This is a genomic window from Desulfogranum aggregans (assembly GCF_055398265.1).
Map to the genome: position 1 here is coordinate 371,882 of NZ_AP042447.1, position 14,123 is coordinate 386,004.

The 14,123-nt window shown below is 45.0% G+C and carries 13 protein-coding genes; 9 read left to right on the plus strand and 4 right to left on the minus strand.

Annotated elements, in window-relative coordinates; translation table 11 throughout:
* The first annotated feature begins 213 nt into the window (after positions 1-213).
* The 5 genes from ACZ52Z_RS01760 to ACZ52Z_RS01780 all read left to right on the plus strand — a co-directional run bounded on the left by ACZ52Z_RS01760 (position 214) and on the right by ACZ52Z_RS01780 (position 4,620).
* Positions 214-657, plus strand: coding sequence for a hypothetical protein (locus tag ACZ52Z_RS01760; RefSeq protein ID WP_464269044.1), 444 nt, complete (start codon positions 214-216; stop codon positions 655-657).
* An 826-nt stretch (positions 658-1,483) separates the two neighbouring features.
* A complete protein-coding gene (locus tag ACZ52Z_RS01765; RefSeq protein ID WP_464269045.1) occupies positions 1,484-1,783 on the plus strand; it encodes a zinc ribbon domain-containing protein in 300 nt (99 codons plus the stop codon).
* A gap of 127 nt (positions 1,784-1,910) precedes the next feature.
* A complete protein-coding gene (locus ACZ52Z_RS01770) occupies positions 1,911-2,954 on the plus strand; it encodes a DUF3800 domain-containing protein (protein ID WP_464269046.1) in 1,044 nt (347 codons plus the stop codon).
* 144 nt (positions 2,955-3,098) lie between these two features.
* Positions 3,099-3,902, plus strand: a complete 804-nt coding sequence (locus tag ACZ52Z_RS01775) for a hypothetical protein (protein WP_464269047.1) — start codon at positions 3,099-3,101, stop codon at positions 3,900-3,902.
* Positions 3,886-4,620: a hypothetical protein gene (locus ACZ52Z_RS01780; RefSeq protein WP_464269048.1), complete on the plus strand. Its 735-nt coding sequence runs from the start codon at positions 3,886-3,888 to the stop codon at positions 4,618-4,620. Before ACZ52Z_RS01775 ends, ACZ52Z_RS01780 begins: the two co-directional genes overlap by 17 nt.
* Positions 4,621-5,079: 459 nt before the next feature.
* On the opposite strand, the gene ACZ52Z_RS01785 is transcribed toward ACZ52Z_RS01780, so the two are convergent.
* The 4 genes from ACZ52Z_RS01785 to ACZ52Z_RS01800 all read right to left on the minus strand — a co-directional run bounded on the left by ACZ52Z_RS01785 (position 5,080) and on the right by ACZ52Z_RS01800 (position 8,595).
* On the minus strand, positions 5,080-5,445 hold the full coding sequence (locus ACZ52Z_RS01785) for a hypothetical protein (RefSeq protein WP_464269049.1): 366 nt from the start codon (positions 5,443-5,445) through the stop codon (positions 5,080-5,082).
* Between the two features lie 222 nt (positions 5,446-5,667).
* A complete protein-coding gene (locus tag ACZ52Z_RS01790; RefSeq protein ID WP_464269050.1) occupies positions 5,668-5,820 on the minus strand; it encodes a hypothetical protein in 153 nt (50 codons plus the stop codon).
* A gap of 17 nt (positions 5,821-5,837) precedes the next feature.
* Positions 5,838-6,758: a VOC family protein gene (locus ACZ52Z_RS01795; protein WP_464269051.1), complete on the minus strand. Its 921-nt coding sequence runs from the start codon at positions 6,756-6,758 to the stop codon at positions 5,838-5,840.
* Between the two features lie 286 nt (positions 6,759-7,044).
* Positions 7,045-8,595: a hypothetical protein gene (locus tag ACZ52Z_RS01800; protein WP_464269052.1), complete on the minus strand. Its 1,551-nt coding sequence runs from the start codon at positions 8,593-8,595 to the stop codon at positions 7,045-7,047.
* 558 nt (positions 8,596-9,153) lie between these two features.
* Between ACZ52Z_RS01800 and ACZ52Z_RS01805 the strand changes: the two genes are divergently transcribed.
* The 4 genes from ACZ52Z_RS01805 (at position 9,154) to ACZ52Z_RS01820 (ending at position 14,009) form a co-directional block, all read left to right on the plus strand.
* A complete protein-coding gene (locus ACZ52Z_RS01805; protein WP_464269053.1) occupies positions 9,154-9,729 on the plus strand; it encodes a hypothetical protein in 576 nt (191 codons plus the stop codon).
* On the plus strand, positions 9,716-9,892 hold the full coding sequence (locus ACZ52Z_RS01810) for a hypothetical protein (RefSeq protein WP_464269054.1): 177 nt from the start codon (positions 9,716-9,718) through the stop codon (positions 9,890-9,892). Before ACZ52Z_RS01805 ends, ACZ52Z_RS01810 begins: the two co-directional genes overlap by 14 nt.
* A gap of 143 nt (positions 9,893-10,035) precedes the next feature.
* Positions 10,036-11,340, plus strand: coding sequence for an ABC transporter substrate-binding protein (locus ACZ52Z_RS01815; RefSeq protein WP_464269055.1), 1,305 nt, complete (start codon positions 10,036-10,038; stop codon positions 11,338-11,340).
* The gene (locus tag ACZ52Z_RS01820) at positions 11,340-14,009 is read left to right on the plus strand and encodes an ATP-binding protein (RefSeq protein WP_464269056.1); all 2,670 of its coding nucleotides are present in this window, start codon (positions 11,340-11,342) and stop codon (positions 14,007-14,009) included. Before ACZ52Z_RS01815 ends, ACZ52Z_RS01820 begins: the two co-directional genes overlap by 1 nt.
* Positions 14,010-14,123: the final 114 nt, after the last annotated feature.

Below are 14,123 nucleotides of genomic sequence, written 5' to 3' on the forward strand. Positions count from 1 at the left end.
GTGCGGCCTCTCACGCCAGCAACAGGGTTCGAGCCCCTTTGGGGGCACCATATAGCGAAAAAGGAGAAAGCCTGGCTTCCTCCTTTTTTTGTTTCTGCACTACGCTTCTCACACCACCTCCTTCCCCGCAAACCCTCTGGGGACGATCAACTTTTGTTCAAAACCTATTTTCCGCCATAAATCCATACCGTTACAGACAAAAAAAGCCTTTGAATGATCGCAGGTTATCTGCTATCGATGAGGGAGGGGAAAGGAAGAGAGCAAACCGCCTCGACGCTCTCTCTGACTGGAAGAGGAAAAAATGGGGTCTGTCCCCTATTATTTCGGAGAAAGCTGAGAGATGTTGCAGAGATAGTTGAGGTCTCTGCTGCTTATGTATCTAAAAAAAAGAAAGAAAATGATTTTCCCGCAGAATGGGCCTACAAGATTGGGAAAAAATATAATCTTTCAACAGACTGGATACTTGATGGAGTAGAGCGGCGAAGAGTAGGCTTGCTAGATGAGATCGATCAGTGGATTAAGGAAACCGGCGGGAAGAATACGGACTGGTTTGAAAATATGTTTAAGGCAGCTTTTCCCATGTTCGACAAATGGAAGAGAGGAAAGGAAGAGAGCGAAGATGATATACTTGGGGATCAATCCTCAAAGATAGCATAATCTGTATCAAGTGGCAACATGCTGAAATAAAACAAAAAATTTAATTTTTTTCTTGACTTACATTGTAATTTCTTCCCGTTTTAACTGTTCTTTCAAATCCAATGTTTGTAAATCGGGGACGAACGACTGAAAAAGTATCTTGGTCGACGAGTTGCTTGGCCAAGCCATTCGATAACCTGGGGACACTGGAATGACGTTGCTTTTCACAAAATGAGGAAATTTACAACAACCACACAGTAGGAAACGTTAAGCAACAGGGCAAATTATCTATGTAAAATTAGATAGTTTGCCCTTTTTTTTTGAGAAGATCGACGTATACTGGCTGATTGGCTCCAGGCCCACAGAATATGAAGACGCATAACAAGGTAAAAATTTTTATTGTATTAGGCGTCAGACGTATAATGGTGCTAATCACTGTTAGCGGCTGCGTGAAATTGTTGTTTTTTGCCGGTTTAAAAATGAAGCGGTTTTCGGGAGAAAGAAAATCCACTCCGTGTAATCTTAAACACCTCACAGGGGAGTTTACCTTCTAAGATAAGGAAGAAAATACGGTTTGAAGAATTGATTTTAAAAATCTTTTTTGAAGAAAATGACACCTTGAAATGATGCAATTTCAAACCGCCCGTCCAGATACAATTTCAGGTCGCCCCTGACACTATCACCAGTTTTACAGAACCAAACAGACTCAGCGCTAAAAATAAGCACACAAAATTAGATAGCTGTGTTTCGCAGAGAAAAGCCCGATTTGAGAAGAATGAATACGAATGTCCAAAAGTAGGTCTGACGCCTATTAAATGTTAAACGTAAAAACGAAAAAGGAGAACGTATGGCACTTATTCAATGTCACGAATGCGGAAAAGAAATTTCCGATAGTGCAGCTACTTGCCCTGGCTGTGGCGCACCAGTGAGAGCGAAGCAGCACAAAAAGGGAGATACGGTGCCTTACACCGATCAAGAAGTTGCTGTGATGCTCAGCAAAAAGAAGAAAACCAGCCATATACTTCATTTGCTTCTTTCAATCATTACAGCAGGTATTTGGATCATAATTTGGATCTTGGTCGCTATAAGCAACTCGTCCGAAAACGCCAAAATTGACAGACAAATAAAGAAAGGCAAAAAGATATAATGTGCCTTTGATGTAAAGCAATATATGTATTCAAAACGTTTAACAATTAGCTCCAGCGGACGCGCCAAAGGCGCGCGCCGCTGAGCAAAGCGTTCACTGTAGAAACCAGCATATAGATCATTCAGAAATGGATAAAATATTCGTAGATGAAAGTGGATACACAGGTTACGACTTGATGAATTCCCAACAACAATTTCAGGGTGCATCTGCGATATTGATATCAGAACTGGAGGCAAAAGATCTTATATTAAAACATTTCCCAGATTCAAAGGCAAGTGAACTGAAGTATAGAAAATTAGCCAAAAAAAAGAAATACTGGGCTTCACTATTAGAATTACAAAGAGAGCTCCTTTCTAAATATTATTGTGTCACTTATATTTGCAGTAAAAGATATCTTTTGATTTTATTGCTTTTGGACATTGCAATTGAACCTTTCTACTACCATCAAGATTTTGATTTCTATGAAGGTGGAAATAATTATTCACTAGCATCACTTCTGTTTTACGTTGGTCCGACATTATTTGGTAATGATCAATTTGAACACGTACTAGGTCTGTTTCAACACGCAGTTAAATCCAAAAGTGATATTGCTATAGTGACATTAGTAGAAGCTGTAAAATCTATGCCATGGAGGGAATTGCCCGAATGCTGGGGACCATTAGCAATAGAGTACCCAGCTTGTATTAAGTCAATCCAGTCGGATAAATCCAGCACTGATGCTGCTTATGTGGTTCTGTTTTCACTAATAAACAGAATCGAGAATACTAGAGATAGTGAATATCAAATTGTTCACGACAGATCAGGCAATCTCAAAAAATATCATCAACTTATTCAGAAGCTCATAACTCATAAAATTAATAAAGAGTTTATTCAATCAAAGTTGACCACACTTAATTTCCCACTGAAACTGTGTGAAGTCAAGCAAGTAGACTCTAAGTCTAGTTACGCTGTACAACTTTCAGACATACTGATTGGTGCAGCGATTGAAAATGCAAATGCGTTAATTGGGCTTAAAGAGAAGAATGAATATAATATGGCAGTTTCTACGCTCTACTCTGATGATCAATTTATACACCTAATACCCAATATAGATTTTGATGAGAACAAAGACTTTAGAAGTAATGCTCAATCTTCAGAAGTTATTGAGTATTTTGCTAAACATTTCAGTTAACAAGTAAATCAACTCGGACCGCAAAAATGTTTGCGGTATTGAAACTTTTACCTACCGCATAAAGTTGAATATTAGTTCAATTGTATCCTTTCGCATTTTGCGGCCGGTTATTAAAACGTTAGGTTACGAAAATAAGGAAGAATAATGAGTATCAATGAAACCGTACTTGAGATGCATTATCACAAGTCGTTGATGGAGCTTTTTAGTACCAATCTTGGTCTCGGCGCGGGTGCTTTCAATTTCTATAAATATTCCCCACAAAGAGAATGTTTCGTTGGTTTTGATCAGGCCTTCGTCCGTTCCGACCTGACCGATCAGGAGATGTTTGAAAAACTTAAGTCTAGTGCTCTATCAAACGGATATCGCCTTTCAAGCACATTCATTGGTTTGTTTCTGCAATACAAAGTAGTTAAACAGATGCAACGGCGCCCTGGGCATACCCCTTCAATGATCACGAACAGACCGTACTATAGAGTGTCGTTAGATACGAAAAAGAACATAAATACCGGTTTCTCTCAGCACGAGTTGCTTTACAATTTGAATAGCAATATTGGTGCTTTTGTATATTACGCATGCCCAATGCTATTTGAACGAACTGAGCTATATAGTAGCGAACCAGATCTCGAATCATTGCGCTTGGCAGATGTAACAAGCTGCCCTGATGCGTACTCAGACAATGACTCCCATTTCATTTACTTTAACGATACCAATTCAACGCCAATATGGTGCAGTGACCCAGTCGAAGGTAAGGCTATTTCGCCGAAACAGATGATCGGTGCAATCAGCCAGCAAATACAAGAAGTCGCGAGATCAGAAGAAGGTCGAAGCTTGTGGGACGAACTCTTTGCGCCGATTGAGCTCTCAAAGGGAGAAGAGAAGATTAGGCCTCTAGATCTCGTCCATGAAACGTTGACGATTCTGGAGTTTACGAATGAAGAACAAACCTAACAAGGCCGTAAACTCGGACGCATTTTTTGCTCGCTGCGCTCACTACAGATGCGCCGGTTACGGCTGGCGTTATGAAATGAAAATGAAAAATATACCTCATTTAGTTATATCGTATGACGAACATTATCCGAGTGTTATTTTCAATGAATTGAAAGAAAGTTTGGCTATTGATAATTTTGTGATTGATATTGAAGAAAGAGAAAGCTTTGGTCCTTTTGCGTGCCCTGAATGGTTTCTTCCTGCGGCAATTATGGCATACATCAGTAAATCATATTTTGATAGTTTTCTATCTGAAATGGGAAAAGACCATTACAGAATATTGAAAGAGAATTTATCGAAAATGCTGAATAGCTTGATGCCAAAACCAGATACAGAACCCCATTTAGTAACCTCAAGCGAAAAAAAATTAAGCAACAGTAATCCTTTTTCATTAGCATTTGCATTTTATGCAGACACAAACGATGGGAGAAAATTCAAACTCCTTATAGAAAAATACTCCACTGGCTCAAATTACCAGAATGATGTTGATCAATTTTTACTCTTTTTAGAGGAATATTATTCTGGAGACATTGAGTTAAAAGATATTGGCTTTGACGAGTCAGCCAGAATTCCAAGTAAAGACATTTTTATTCATTACAATAAAGATACAAAAAAAATTGAATGGCTAGATCATAGAAAATACATAAAAAGTTCACGATGGACTGTTGAGCGGAAATAAACTTTGCTGCGTTAAGAGCTGAATATACAAAGGGAGTACTAATGGATAGCTGGTGGCAACTGGGTGAATGGTCTGGAGTTTCTGGTGAAGAATTAGCTCTTTACAATATTACCTGCCCCTTTTGCATCGGAATATTAAGGGACAGACCACGGAATGAGCAGTTTGGTTCGGTAGGCGCTAGAGTATGATCATATTTTGGGAGCGATTAAGAAAAATTTTTAGGCAACTAACCTCCTTGTTACCCCTCGCTTGGTTCATTTAAATGCCTTGTTTAGGCATTATTAATTGTGTAACTATTTGTAATTATAAGGAAGTGCTGTTAATTCGTAATCAGTAGGTCACCGGTTCAAGTCCGGTTATCGGCTCCATCTTTTCAAAAGGTTAGCTTCACCAAGGAGATCAGCTAACCTTTTTCTTTTTTGCTTCTACCCTTGATGTCAAAAAGACTGTGGGTAAAGGTCATGATTCGCCCACGACAGTTGATTTAATCACTCCTTCATTGCAGATGGGGCAGGGCTTCTCAATGTAGTGCATGATGATATAGACATCCTCAGAACCGCATTCGGAGCATTGAGGCTCTTCTCTTTTCAGGTCTACGCTGAATTGCGTTTTACATGCTGCACACGCCATAGGGATGTAGGTGACTAATCGCTCTCCCAGTACTTTAGGGTCATAACCTTTACCAAGTACCTGCTCAAGTGTGGCCCGTTCTCCTGGGTGCTTGAGGGGAATGTACTCACCATGATCATCGATTACAAAATCAGGGATAGAGGGGAGGATGGTTTTGAGATTGCAGTGCGTACAGCTTGCTTCGACTATATTCATGTCTTTGTCCGTGCAGGGTTATCCCTAGTGGGCAGAACCCACCGGGGAGTGTAACAGATCGTTTTTTGGCTGAATACTCAAGGGTGCCATTTATCACGTTTGCGTCATTGCTCGATCATCTGCTTGTATTCAGGCGGGGCGAGCTGCTTTTTTCTTTTATGCTGTGTTGTGTTGCAGGATGCACAGTCCAGGCACTCGCACCCTTTGCCAAAGAATAACAGTTTACAGCAATCCACCGATGCCGATTTTCGGATTCACGTAAACAGGGCCGACCTTGAATGGAACCCCGATATCAAGACTTGCATAAGGCGAACACGCAACCATTACCACCAGTACCAAGGCTATGAGAATAAGCCGCCAGATCCATTTAGCCATTGTTTCGCTCCTCTGTGCTATTTGTATTTGTCCCATTCCTGGACCACAAAACCAGCGCCATTGGGATCGGTGAGAACTGCCACGGTTCCCTGCCGAACCGATTCCTGGGGAGCCATCAGAACCTGTCCACCGAGAGCTTTTGCTTTTTCTACCGTGGAGTTAACATCTGCAACCCGTATGTAAGCTACCCATGTATTGCCTATCTCTGGGCTCGGTTTTTCGATTACTCCTATGCGCGGTTTTCCATTGCTTTGCAGGTAACGGTAACGGATATCCCCGAAAGTCTTTTCCGCCATGTGATACTTGCCAACTTTTTGGTAAAAGGTGATGGCGGAAGGAACGTCTTCTGTCCAGATTTCATTCCATAGCCAGTCATTGATTTCCGGTTTGCGGTCAGCTGGATCGCCCTTACTACTCTGAACAATACCAAAAGATGCACCCTGTGGGTCTTTGAGTACAGCTATCCGCCCACGGTCGGCCAATGTAAAGGGTTGTAATATGGTTTTTCCTCCTGCTGTTGTCACCTCTGCGAGTGTTTGGTCAATATCGGCAACCGATAGCAGCGGCAACCAGTTGCTCGTTGTACGCGGCAGGTCAAGTTTGGCAATGCCAGCTATGTGTCGTCCGTTATGGCTCGCAAGCACATACCCACTGGAAAGCTCCTCGAATGACCAATCAAATAAAGTACCATAAAATGCTTTGGCCGATTTAATGTCGGGTGTCACCAGGTCGTGCCAAACGACTTTACCCGGCAGAAGAACTCCCGATTCGCCCAGAGGAGGAACATTCGGCAAGGTGGTCGCGCAGCTCACCATGGTAAGGACTGCCCCAAGGTAAACGGCCAGGCGACCAACCTGTTGAATTTTTTTGGTAATGCTTGACAGTCGAAGCCGTTGATAACGGAACGCCAGCTGCGTTAGGGATAATGCTTTTACCATTGGTCTTCCCCCTTTAGAGGTTTGAGCAGTGAGGATAAAAATTGGTAAAATGGTGGATCAAATCTGGAACATATCAAACCTATCAAAGTAGTCGCATGCTTGTCACCCCAATTTTTCCAGGATTCCAATGGGGCATACTCTATCGGGCGTACGACCATATAGAGAACGTTTGATGGTAAACGCGATGGTGGTTTGCTTGAGTTTACAGGTATATGGGCGTGAAGAATAAGAGGCGTACCACGAGAAGCCTGGGCTGGGACGCCCGCTTCCGTTTGTATGAGCATTCTCATCGGACCAGGTTGTAAGATGCGACATCAATGACGACGGGGATATTCGCCTCATGAGCATACATTTCTTTGAATTGTGAAATTGCTGGTGTATCGTCCTGCAGCAGGTCATCAAGGAACCGAGGGCTGCTTGATTGATATAAAAGTTGCGCTTTGACTGCTAAGGGATACCTGGCTTCCATGATAGGGATATCATACGAAACGATATCAGCGCCTGTGCCTTCTTGATCATCGATCGCATTGAAGTTCATATCAGTGGCAGCTTTTCCCGCAATCTGGGTAAATGAGGCCATCTTCCCTGACTGCTTATAGCCCCTGGGGGGAAGCCGATTGTCTTTGAGGTAGGAGGCAGCGTTCAATAAGGTACTGGTATGGTTGCCCGAGACATCGCCCATGATCGACTGGTAGATCTGTACCTGCTCCGGCGAGTTAATGACCAGGTGATGTGGTTCATAGGTGCTGTCTACGCCAACGATCTTCCCTTGAGGGGTATATTCTCCTGATGTGAAAATTATTTGTTTCTGCTGGTCTGTGACTGTGAGATAAAGCCATGCCCTTCTCGATGGAAATCCTGTAGGGAACTTGTGTCCTGTATTGTTGGTGACCCGAACATCTATGTGCAGCCGACTATTTTTTTGTTCTACTTTTACTATTTCAATTGCAGCCGCTTCACGGCTCAAGCGTTTCTCCGTTCTTTTGAGCGCCTTTGCATAAAGTGGGTTTGGCACCGGACTGCCAAGGCGATGCCTGTTATCCTTCAATAACCTCAGAATCAATGTATTGCCGCCTATAAAGTGGTGTTTCCAAAACGGCGATTGTTTTTCCTGGAACCAGGGAGGACGGTTGCTAATTTTTACCGGTTCATCGATTCTGGGCATATGGCAATCCTGGCACGAGAGGTAGCTTTCAGGTGCAGCGTATATACTGTTTGACCATTCAAGGTAGGGGGTCTGCTCTGGAAAGTTCCCTGCTATTTTCCCATCATCGGCAACAATTGGCGTGAAGAGGGTATGGCAGGTTGCACAGAACTCAGGTTTATCAACCTGTTCACCGTACATGGGAAGATAGTCAACATGATTGAGCATGGGATTGGGGAATACCTGCGTATAGGGACCAAATATTTTTCGCTCATCACTGATAGCGTAATTTCCTGAAAAACTTGACGGGTCACCCAATCCGTCTTTTTGAATCTGATGACAAAGCGAGCAGCTTACCCCGTCCTGGGCAAACACGCTGTTTTCAGCCTCAGAGAGTGAATAGGTGACAGCGCCATCCCGCTTCGCTTGGGTTCTGGCCATCGGCGCATGGCAGGTAAGGCATTTATCCTCAATTGTCTCTGCCAGTTGTGGATTGCGGACGATTTCAGATTCAAATTTGGCACGAAAGAGGGGGTCTCTAAATGAGTTGCCCATCATGGTCGGGTTCCAGTCATCAGCAATGGATAGATCATTTCCCTGACTGTCAACCAGGGCCGAAAAACTGGAGGTGTGGCAAAATGTACATTCGTCAGATGTGGTAAAAAGAGATGAAAACGCTGCAAATGCGGGCAAGCTGCCTGCAAAAAACAAAAAAACTGCGCAACTCAAAAGAATGAATCTGTTCACGGGTATCCTTGTCATCTCTTCAACCAATCCTGAATTTGTGACAGCCTAAAGCCTGGGTTGTGTGATCTATTCCCCTGTGCTCATTGGAAATGACTGGCTTGCATTAAACATCGCAGGCTCACCAGCCGCCCTGCATGGCGTCCAAGTGCGGCACATCGTACTATAATCGTCAATTTCTCCCCCTTCGTCAACAGTCGCATAGGTAATCTCCAGCGACCCTGATGATTATAGCAGGCTGGTTTGCCAGAGGAAAATTACCCTCTTTCATATTGTAGCTTATCTGTATTGTTCTTGTCGAAGTGGTCCCATTGGAGCATGGTGCATTTTGCAAAGGGGGGGCTTATGTGCAAGCGGTCCCATGAATTGATTCCAAGGGGATATCTACCTGGAGCGGTTGTGCTGATTAGAATTTGATATTTCTTTTCGCTCGTGCTATCGATATGTTAGTGTCACACAGTGGAACTGGGTGTCCATATTTCCTTTTACCGATGGCTCGTGATGGCGATGAGTGTATATAGCTATACCATTGATTCGGAAGATACCATTGTTGCAGTCTGTGATGGGTGGAATGTCTTTGCCCATAGCAATGGAGCTGATACGTCAATTATGAACCCCGCAATTCTTGGCAGTACTTTGTGGGAGTTTATAGGAAACGATGAAGTGCAGTATCTCTACAGGGAACTGGTCGTAAGAGTGAGAGAGAATAATGCTTTTGCAAATATTCCGATCAGGTGCGATTCTCCCCAGATGAAAAGGTATCTAAATATTAAGATAGCAAGCATGTATGATGGTTTTGTTCAGTTTGATAGCTCTATTTTACGGGTAGAGCAGAGGGAAGCCGTTTTCTTCTGCCCGGATGATCTCAGTGAAAACGATGAGTTTTTAAAGTGTTGCAGCTATTGTAAAAAAATTGAGACAGATGTCGATAACTGGGAGGAGCTTGAAGACGCTGTTGGTGTACTGGGCCTGTTTGAACGGAAAGCGTTGCCCAAAATAACCCATGGAATTTGCCCTGCCTGTTATGTAACCGTGCTGTCATCAATAGAGGCCCTGGATAAAGGGCAATATGCTCAACGGTGAGGGGGAGTTCTCTCCTGCACTCGGTTTTTTTCTCACCAACCTCTGTTTCCAGGTATTCTCTCCGGCCCATGTTGAGACCAAGGATGCGGGGCTAGACTACATCCATGCAGCAGTGCTGGGGTATTCCTTTTTCAATCCTGTGTCGATCAATCCAGTCAGATAGATCGTTATGCGCATCTCCACGGTCCCACCCTGTATTGCCTTCAGTTCTGCATCGGATTACGCTACAATGAATGCATGGCGGCATGAAAGGTATCCTGTTGCAGCAGGGTATTTGAAATTGTTTTTCCTTGACGTAGAGGCGCTATGCGAAACAGTATTGTAGCGATAATCGTTGTATCAATGATCATTCTGATCAGCTCGATATCTTACTTTCGACCTTTCTCTTCGGTGGTTGAGCCTGAAATTACTCCTGTCGAGCATGTGTCTCTGTATCACTATTTTTCAGGGGCCCTTGGTGGTGGTGTTGAAGAGACAGTCAACATTATCAATGGGTACAGTGACCAGGAAAAAATAATCGCCAGCGCGCTGGATCATGAGGCGTTCAAAAGCCTTATCATCTCCAATCTGGCAAAAGGAGACCCGCCCGAACTTTTTACCTACTGGGCCGGTACAAAAACACAGGAACTTGTGGCTCAGGGGTATCTTGAACCCCTCGACGATGTGTGGCAGACGTATTCCATTGGTTCTCGTCTTTCATCTTCATTGGTTGAAACAGCGGCTGTGTATGAAGGACACAAATATTTTTTGCCGCTGGACCAGCATATTGTTGTCTTTTTTTACAATGTTGCTGTTTTTGAGCAATTCGAGATTCAACCGCCCGAACATTTCAGTGAACTCGTTTCTGCGGCCGCCCTGTTGAAAGGTCGAGGGGTGACGCCTTTTGCATTGGGAGCGGTTGAGCGCTGGCCAGCCCAGTTTTGGTTTGATTACCTGTTGCTGCGCACAGCCGGGCCAGGGTACCGTGATTCACTGATGCAGGGAGAGGCCAGGTATCTTGATCCTCAGGTTGTCAGTGTCTACAAGCAGTGGGCCGAGCTCATCCGGCGCGGCTTTTTCAATACAGACGCCAATGCGCTTGATTGGGCGGCAGCCGTCAGGAAAGTGTGTACCGGTGAAGCGGCGATGACCCTCATGGGCTCTTGGGCTATCCAGGAGTTCACCGGCGATGCATGCAATGCCCAGGGAAAAAGAGATTTTGACTTTTTCGCGTTTCCCCGGATCAAAGAAAACATCAGCAACACTTCTATCGGACCGGTTGATGGCCTGGTCGTAACCAAAAAATCCGCGAACAGGGAACTCGCCAAAAAGCTCCTTCCACGCTTTCTGGACACATCGCCACAGCAGGCATTCAGCAGGGGATCCGGTGCCTTTGCAACCAGCCTGGACGTTCCAAAATCTCATTATTCACCACTCAAGCAGCGACTTTTCCAACACATTCAGCGCAGCGATTCATGGGCATTTGCTTATGATTTATCCACCTCTCCGAGTATTGCTGATTTTGGTTTAGACAGTTTTACAGAGCTACTCGCTTTTCCGGATCAGTACCTGGAAATTTTGGCCAATCTCGATCAACAGGCCCAGCACTATCATGCAATCAACTCACAATAATGTCTTTTTCGATTAAAATTGGCTTAAGTTTTGCCGTTCTCATCGTTTTTTCTGTACTTGTCGCTTCGATAAGTTGGTATGGAACGGTCGCGTCGATCAGAACCCAAAATGCCATCCATATTTTCAATAACGATCTGCAGCAGGAATTGGCGCAGTTCGCCATTGCTGAAGCGAAATACAGTACGGAAAGGCAGCCGGAGTACGCACAGAAGGTGTTTTCCTTTATCGCTTCAGTGAGGGAGCAGCTGCACCAGAAAACACATTTTTCAAGCCAGGGAGAGTCGCGGCAGCTGGTTGAAAACATTGCCAATGAACTGGAAGGTTACGAAGAAAATTTCCTGCGCTACAGCCGTTACGTCATTGACTATGAAGCATTGGAGAGCAGGCTCTACAAAGAACTCGGCAAGCTGGCCTCTGCCACCACTGTTTTTCTTCGGACTCATCCAAACCGAGGTGAGGAGGTCAGTGAGTATACATTGCAGGTAATGCTGGATAACCTCAAACATTTTTCAGCCTCTTTTGCCGAGTCCAATTCCCGAGAAAACCTTTTTCAGCAGATTGCTGAGCTGAACCATACCATAACCCCTTACCTCCAGCAGGGGGTTGAACAGGCTGTGCAGCTGCAGGCATTTAGGCTCAAGCGATCAGTCGGCGTTTATGCATCCGCTTTGAAAAAGTATTCTGCAACGCAGCTGCAGCTCAACGATCAAAAAAATCGGTTGGATCTTCAATTTCAAGCCTTACGCAAAAACGTTGAAAACTATGTTGCCTATGAACGGTTGATCGTGGAGCGGAATAATTTCAGGTACCTGTTCACGGCGCTGGGTATCACTGTATTTTCCGGTCTCCTGGCGATCTGTGCCGCCTTTTACCTGTCGAGTAGAATTGTCGTGCCACTTGCCCAGCTGAAACAATCTGCGCAGCAGGTGATTGCCGGTAACCTCGACACGGCGGTCACCGTTCACAGTCGTGACGAGATTGGCGAGCTTGCGCAAATGTTCAACGAGATGACGGAAAAGCTGCATAACTCGTTTGCCAGTTTGGATCGCTACAAAGAGCATCTTGAGGGGCTCGTTGCCACACGCACAAAAGAATTGACCCAAAAGGTAGAGGAAAAGGACCTTGCGGAAAAAAATCTGCGCACCAGCCAGAAAAATATTCAGCGTGTCATCGATCAGGTCCCATTGGGAATTATTGTCCTTGATGAAAATCTGGTTATTCAGCAATGGAATCCTGCTGCCCAGAAGATCTTCGGTTACTCCAAGAGTCAAGCGCTCGGCCAGCACACCTCTTTTATTGTCGCAGATGAAGATAAGGCGCTGGTTGCCGATGTCTTTACGAGCATAAAGAGCAAGAAAAAGGAATTGCGCAATACAAACGCAAACCTTACCCGCTCTGGTGAGCATATTCTCTGCAGCTGGTACAACGCCCCATTCCTTGACTATAAAAACGAGATCAGCGGTTTCATTTCAATAGTTGAAGACATTACCGAGAAGGATAAGGAGGAAAAAGAACATCTGAAAATAGCCAAGCTCGAGGCGGCGGGCGTACTTGCCGGTGGGATTGCCCACGATTTCAACAATATCCTTACCGGAATCCTGGGCAATATCAATCTTGCTCTCACCGATGATCAACTCAGTGAAGATACCCGCACGCTGCTCCGCAACTCAGAAAATGCATCAATACGGGCAAAATCGCTCACCGGGCAGCTTCTTACTTTTGCCAAGGGCGGTGAGCCTGTTAAAGAGACAACCTTACTTCGGGACATTATCAGCGAGTCGGCATCCTTTGTTCTCCATGGTGGCAACGTCTCCATTGAATATGCGTGCAGTGAAGAGGTCTGGCCTGTGGAAGCTGACAAGGGGCAACTCAGCCAGGTTATCCAGAATATTATTCTCAACGCCCGTCACGCCATGCCTGATGGCGGGACCATCCATCTGAGCTGTCATAACCTCCCCAAAGACCAACAGCCGCCTGAGGTGGAAGATCTTGCAGGCCAGAATTTTATCTGCCTGACGATTCGCGATCAGGGCATCGGCATGCCACAAAAAATAGTGGAGAGAATTTTTGACCCCTATTTTTCAACCAAGCAGGATGGCAGCGGCCTCGGCCTTGCCGTCACCTATTCCATTATCCAAAAACACGGAGGACATATAACCGTTGAGTCGGAACCGGGAGCTGGCACTACTTTTTACATTTATCTGCCCGCTTCTCCCCGAGAATTCCCTCAAGATCCTGATACGCCCGCCTTTGCTCCGTTTGCCGAACAGACCTGGAAAATACTGGTGATGGACGATGAAGAAATGGTTCGCAACATCCTGGAGGCTATGTTGACGAACCAGGGGCACGCCGTCTTCTGTTGTCGTGAAGGGCGGGAATGTCTGCGTATCTTTGAAAGGGAACTGCACCAGCAATCTCCTTTCGATCTGATCATAATGGATCTGACCGTTCCGGGAGGTATGGGCGGCAAGGAGACAGCACGCAAGATACTGCAGCTTGATCCCGCTGCTCAAATTGTTGTTGCCAGCGGCTACTCCAATGATCCAATCATGTCCGACTATCAATCCTTTGGTTTTATAGCCGCCCTGAGCAAACCTTTCACCTTTCAAGAGGTGCGTTCCACCATCGCCAAACTGCAGCAGGGGCAGGTCAGCAAGGAGGGTTCCTAAAAACCATAAACCGCCAGCACGATCTGGTCTGATGAAGAGAGGTGACAGAGCCGGTAGTGCAACAGCCTGACTTCCCCGCACATTTCTCATTGGTCCGCATTGCGGTACAAGTGT

Excerpts from the sequence above, each read along its gene's own strand:
- ACZ52Z_RS01760 (WP_464269044.1), top strand. The coding sequence starts at position 214 with ATGATCGCAGGTTATCTGCTATCGATGAGGGAGGGGAAAGGAAGAGAG.
- ACZ52Z_RS01765 (WP_464269045.1), top strand. The coding sequence starts at position 1,484 with ATGGCACTTATTCAATGTCACGAATGCGGAAAAGAAATTTCCGATAGT.
- ACZ52Z_RS01770 (WP_464269046.1), top strand. The coding sequence starts at position 1,911 with ATGGATAAAATATTCGTAGATGAAAGTGGATACACAGGTTACGACTTG.
- ACZ52Z_RS01775 (WP_464269047.1), top strand. The coding sequence starts at position 3,099 with ATGAGTATCAATGAAACCGTACTTGAGATGCATTATCACAAGTCGTTG.
- ACZ52Z_RS01780 (WP_464269048.1), top strand. The coding sequence starts at position 3,886 with ATGAAGAACAAACCTAACAAGGCCGTAAACTCGGACGCATTTTTTGCT.
- ACZ52Z_RS01785 (WP_464269049.1), bottom strand. The coding sequence starts at position 5,445 with ATGAATATAGTCGAAGCAAGCTGTACGCACTGCAATCTCAAAACCATC.
- ACZ52Z_RS01790 (WP_464269050.1), bottom strand. The coding sequence starts at position 5,820 with ATGGCTAAATGGATCTGGCGGCTTATTCTCATAGCCTTGGTACTGGTG.
- ACZ52Z_RS01795 (WP_464269051.1), bottom strand. The coding sequence starts at position 6,758 with ATGGTAAAAGCATTATCCCTAACGCAGCTGGCGTTCCGTTATCAACGG.
- ACZ52Z_RS01805 (WP_464269053.1), top strand. The coding sequence starts at position 9,154 with ATGAGTGTATATAGCTATACCATTGATTCGGAAGATACCATTGTTGCA.
- ACZ52Z_RS01810 (WP_464269054.1), top strand. The coding sequence starts at position 9,716 with ATGCTCAACGGTGAGGGGGAGTTCTCTCCTGCACTCGGTTTTTTTCTC.
- ACZ52Z_RS01815 (WP_464269055.1), top strand. The coding sequence starts at position 10,036 with ATGCGAAACAGTATTGTAGCGATAATCGTTGTATCAATGATCATTCTG.
- ACZ52Z_RS01820 (WP_464269056.1), top strand. The coding sequence starts at position 11,340 with ATGTCTTTTTCGATTAAAATTGGCTTAAGTTTTGCCGTTCTCATCGTT.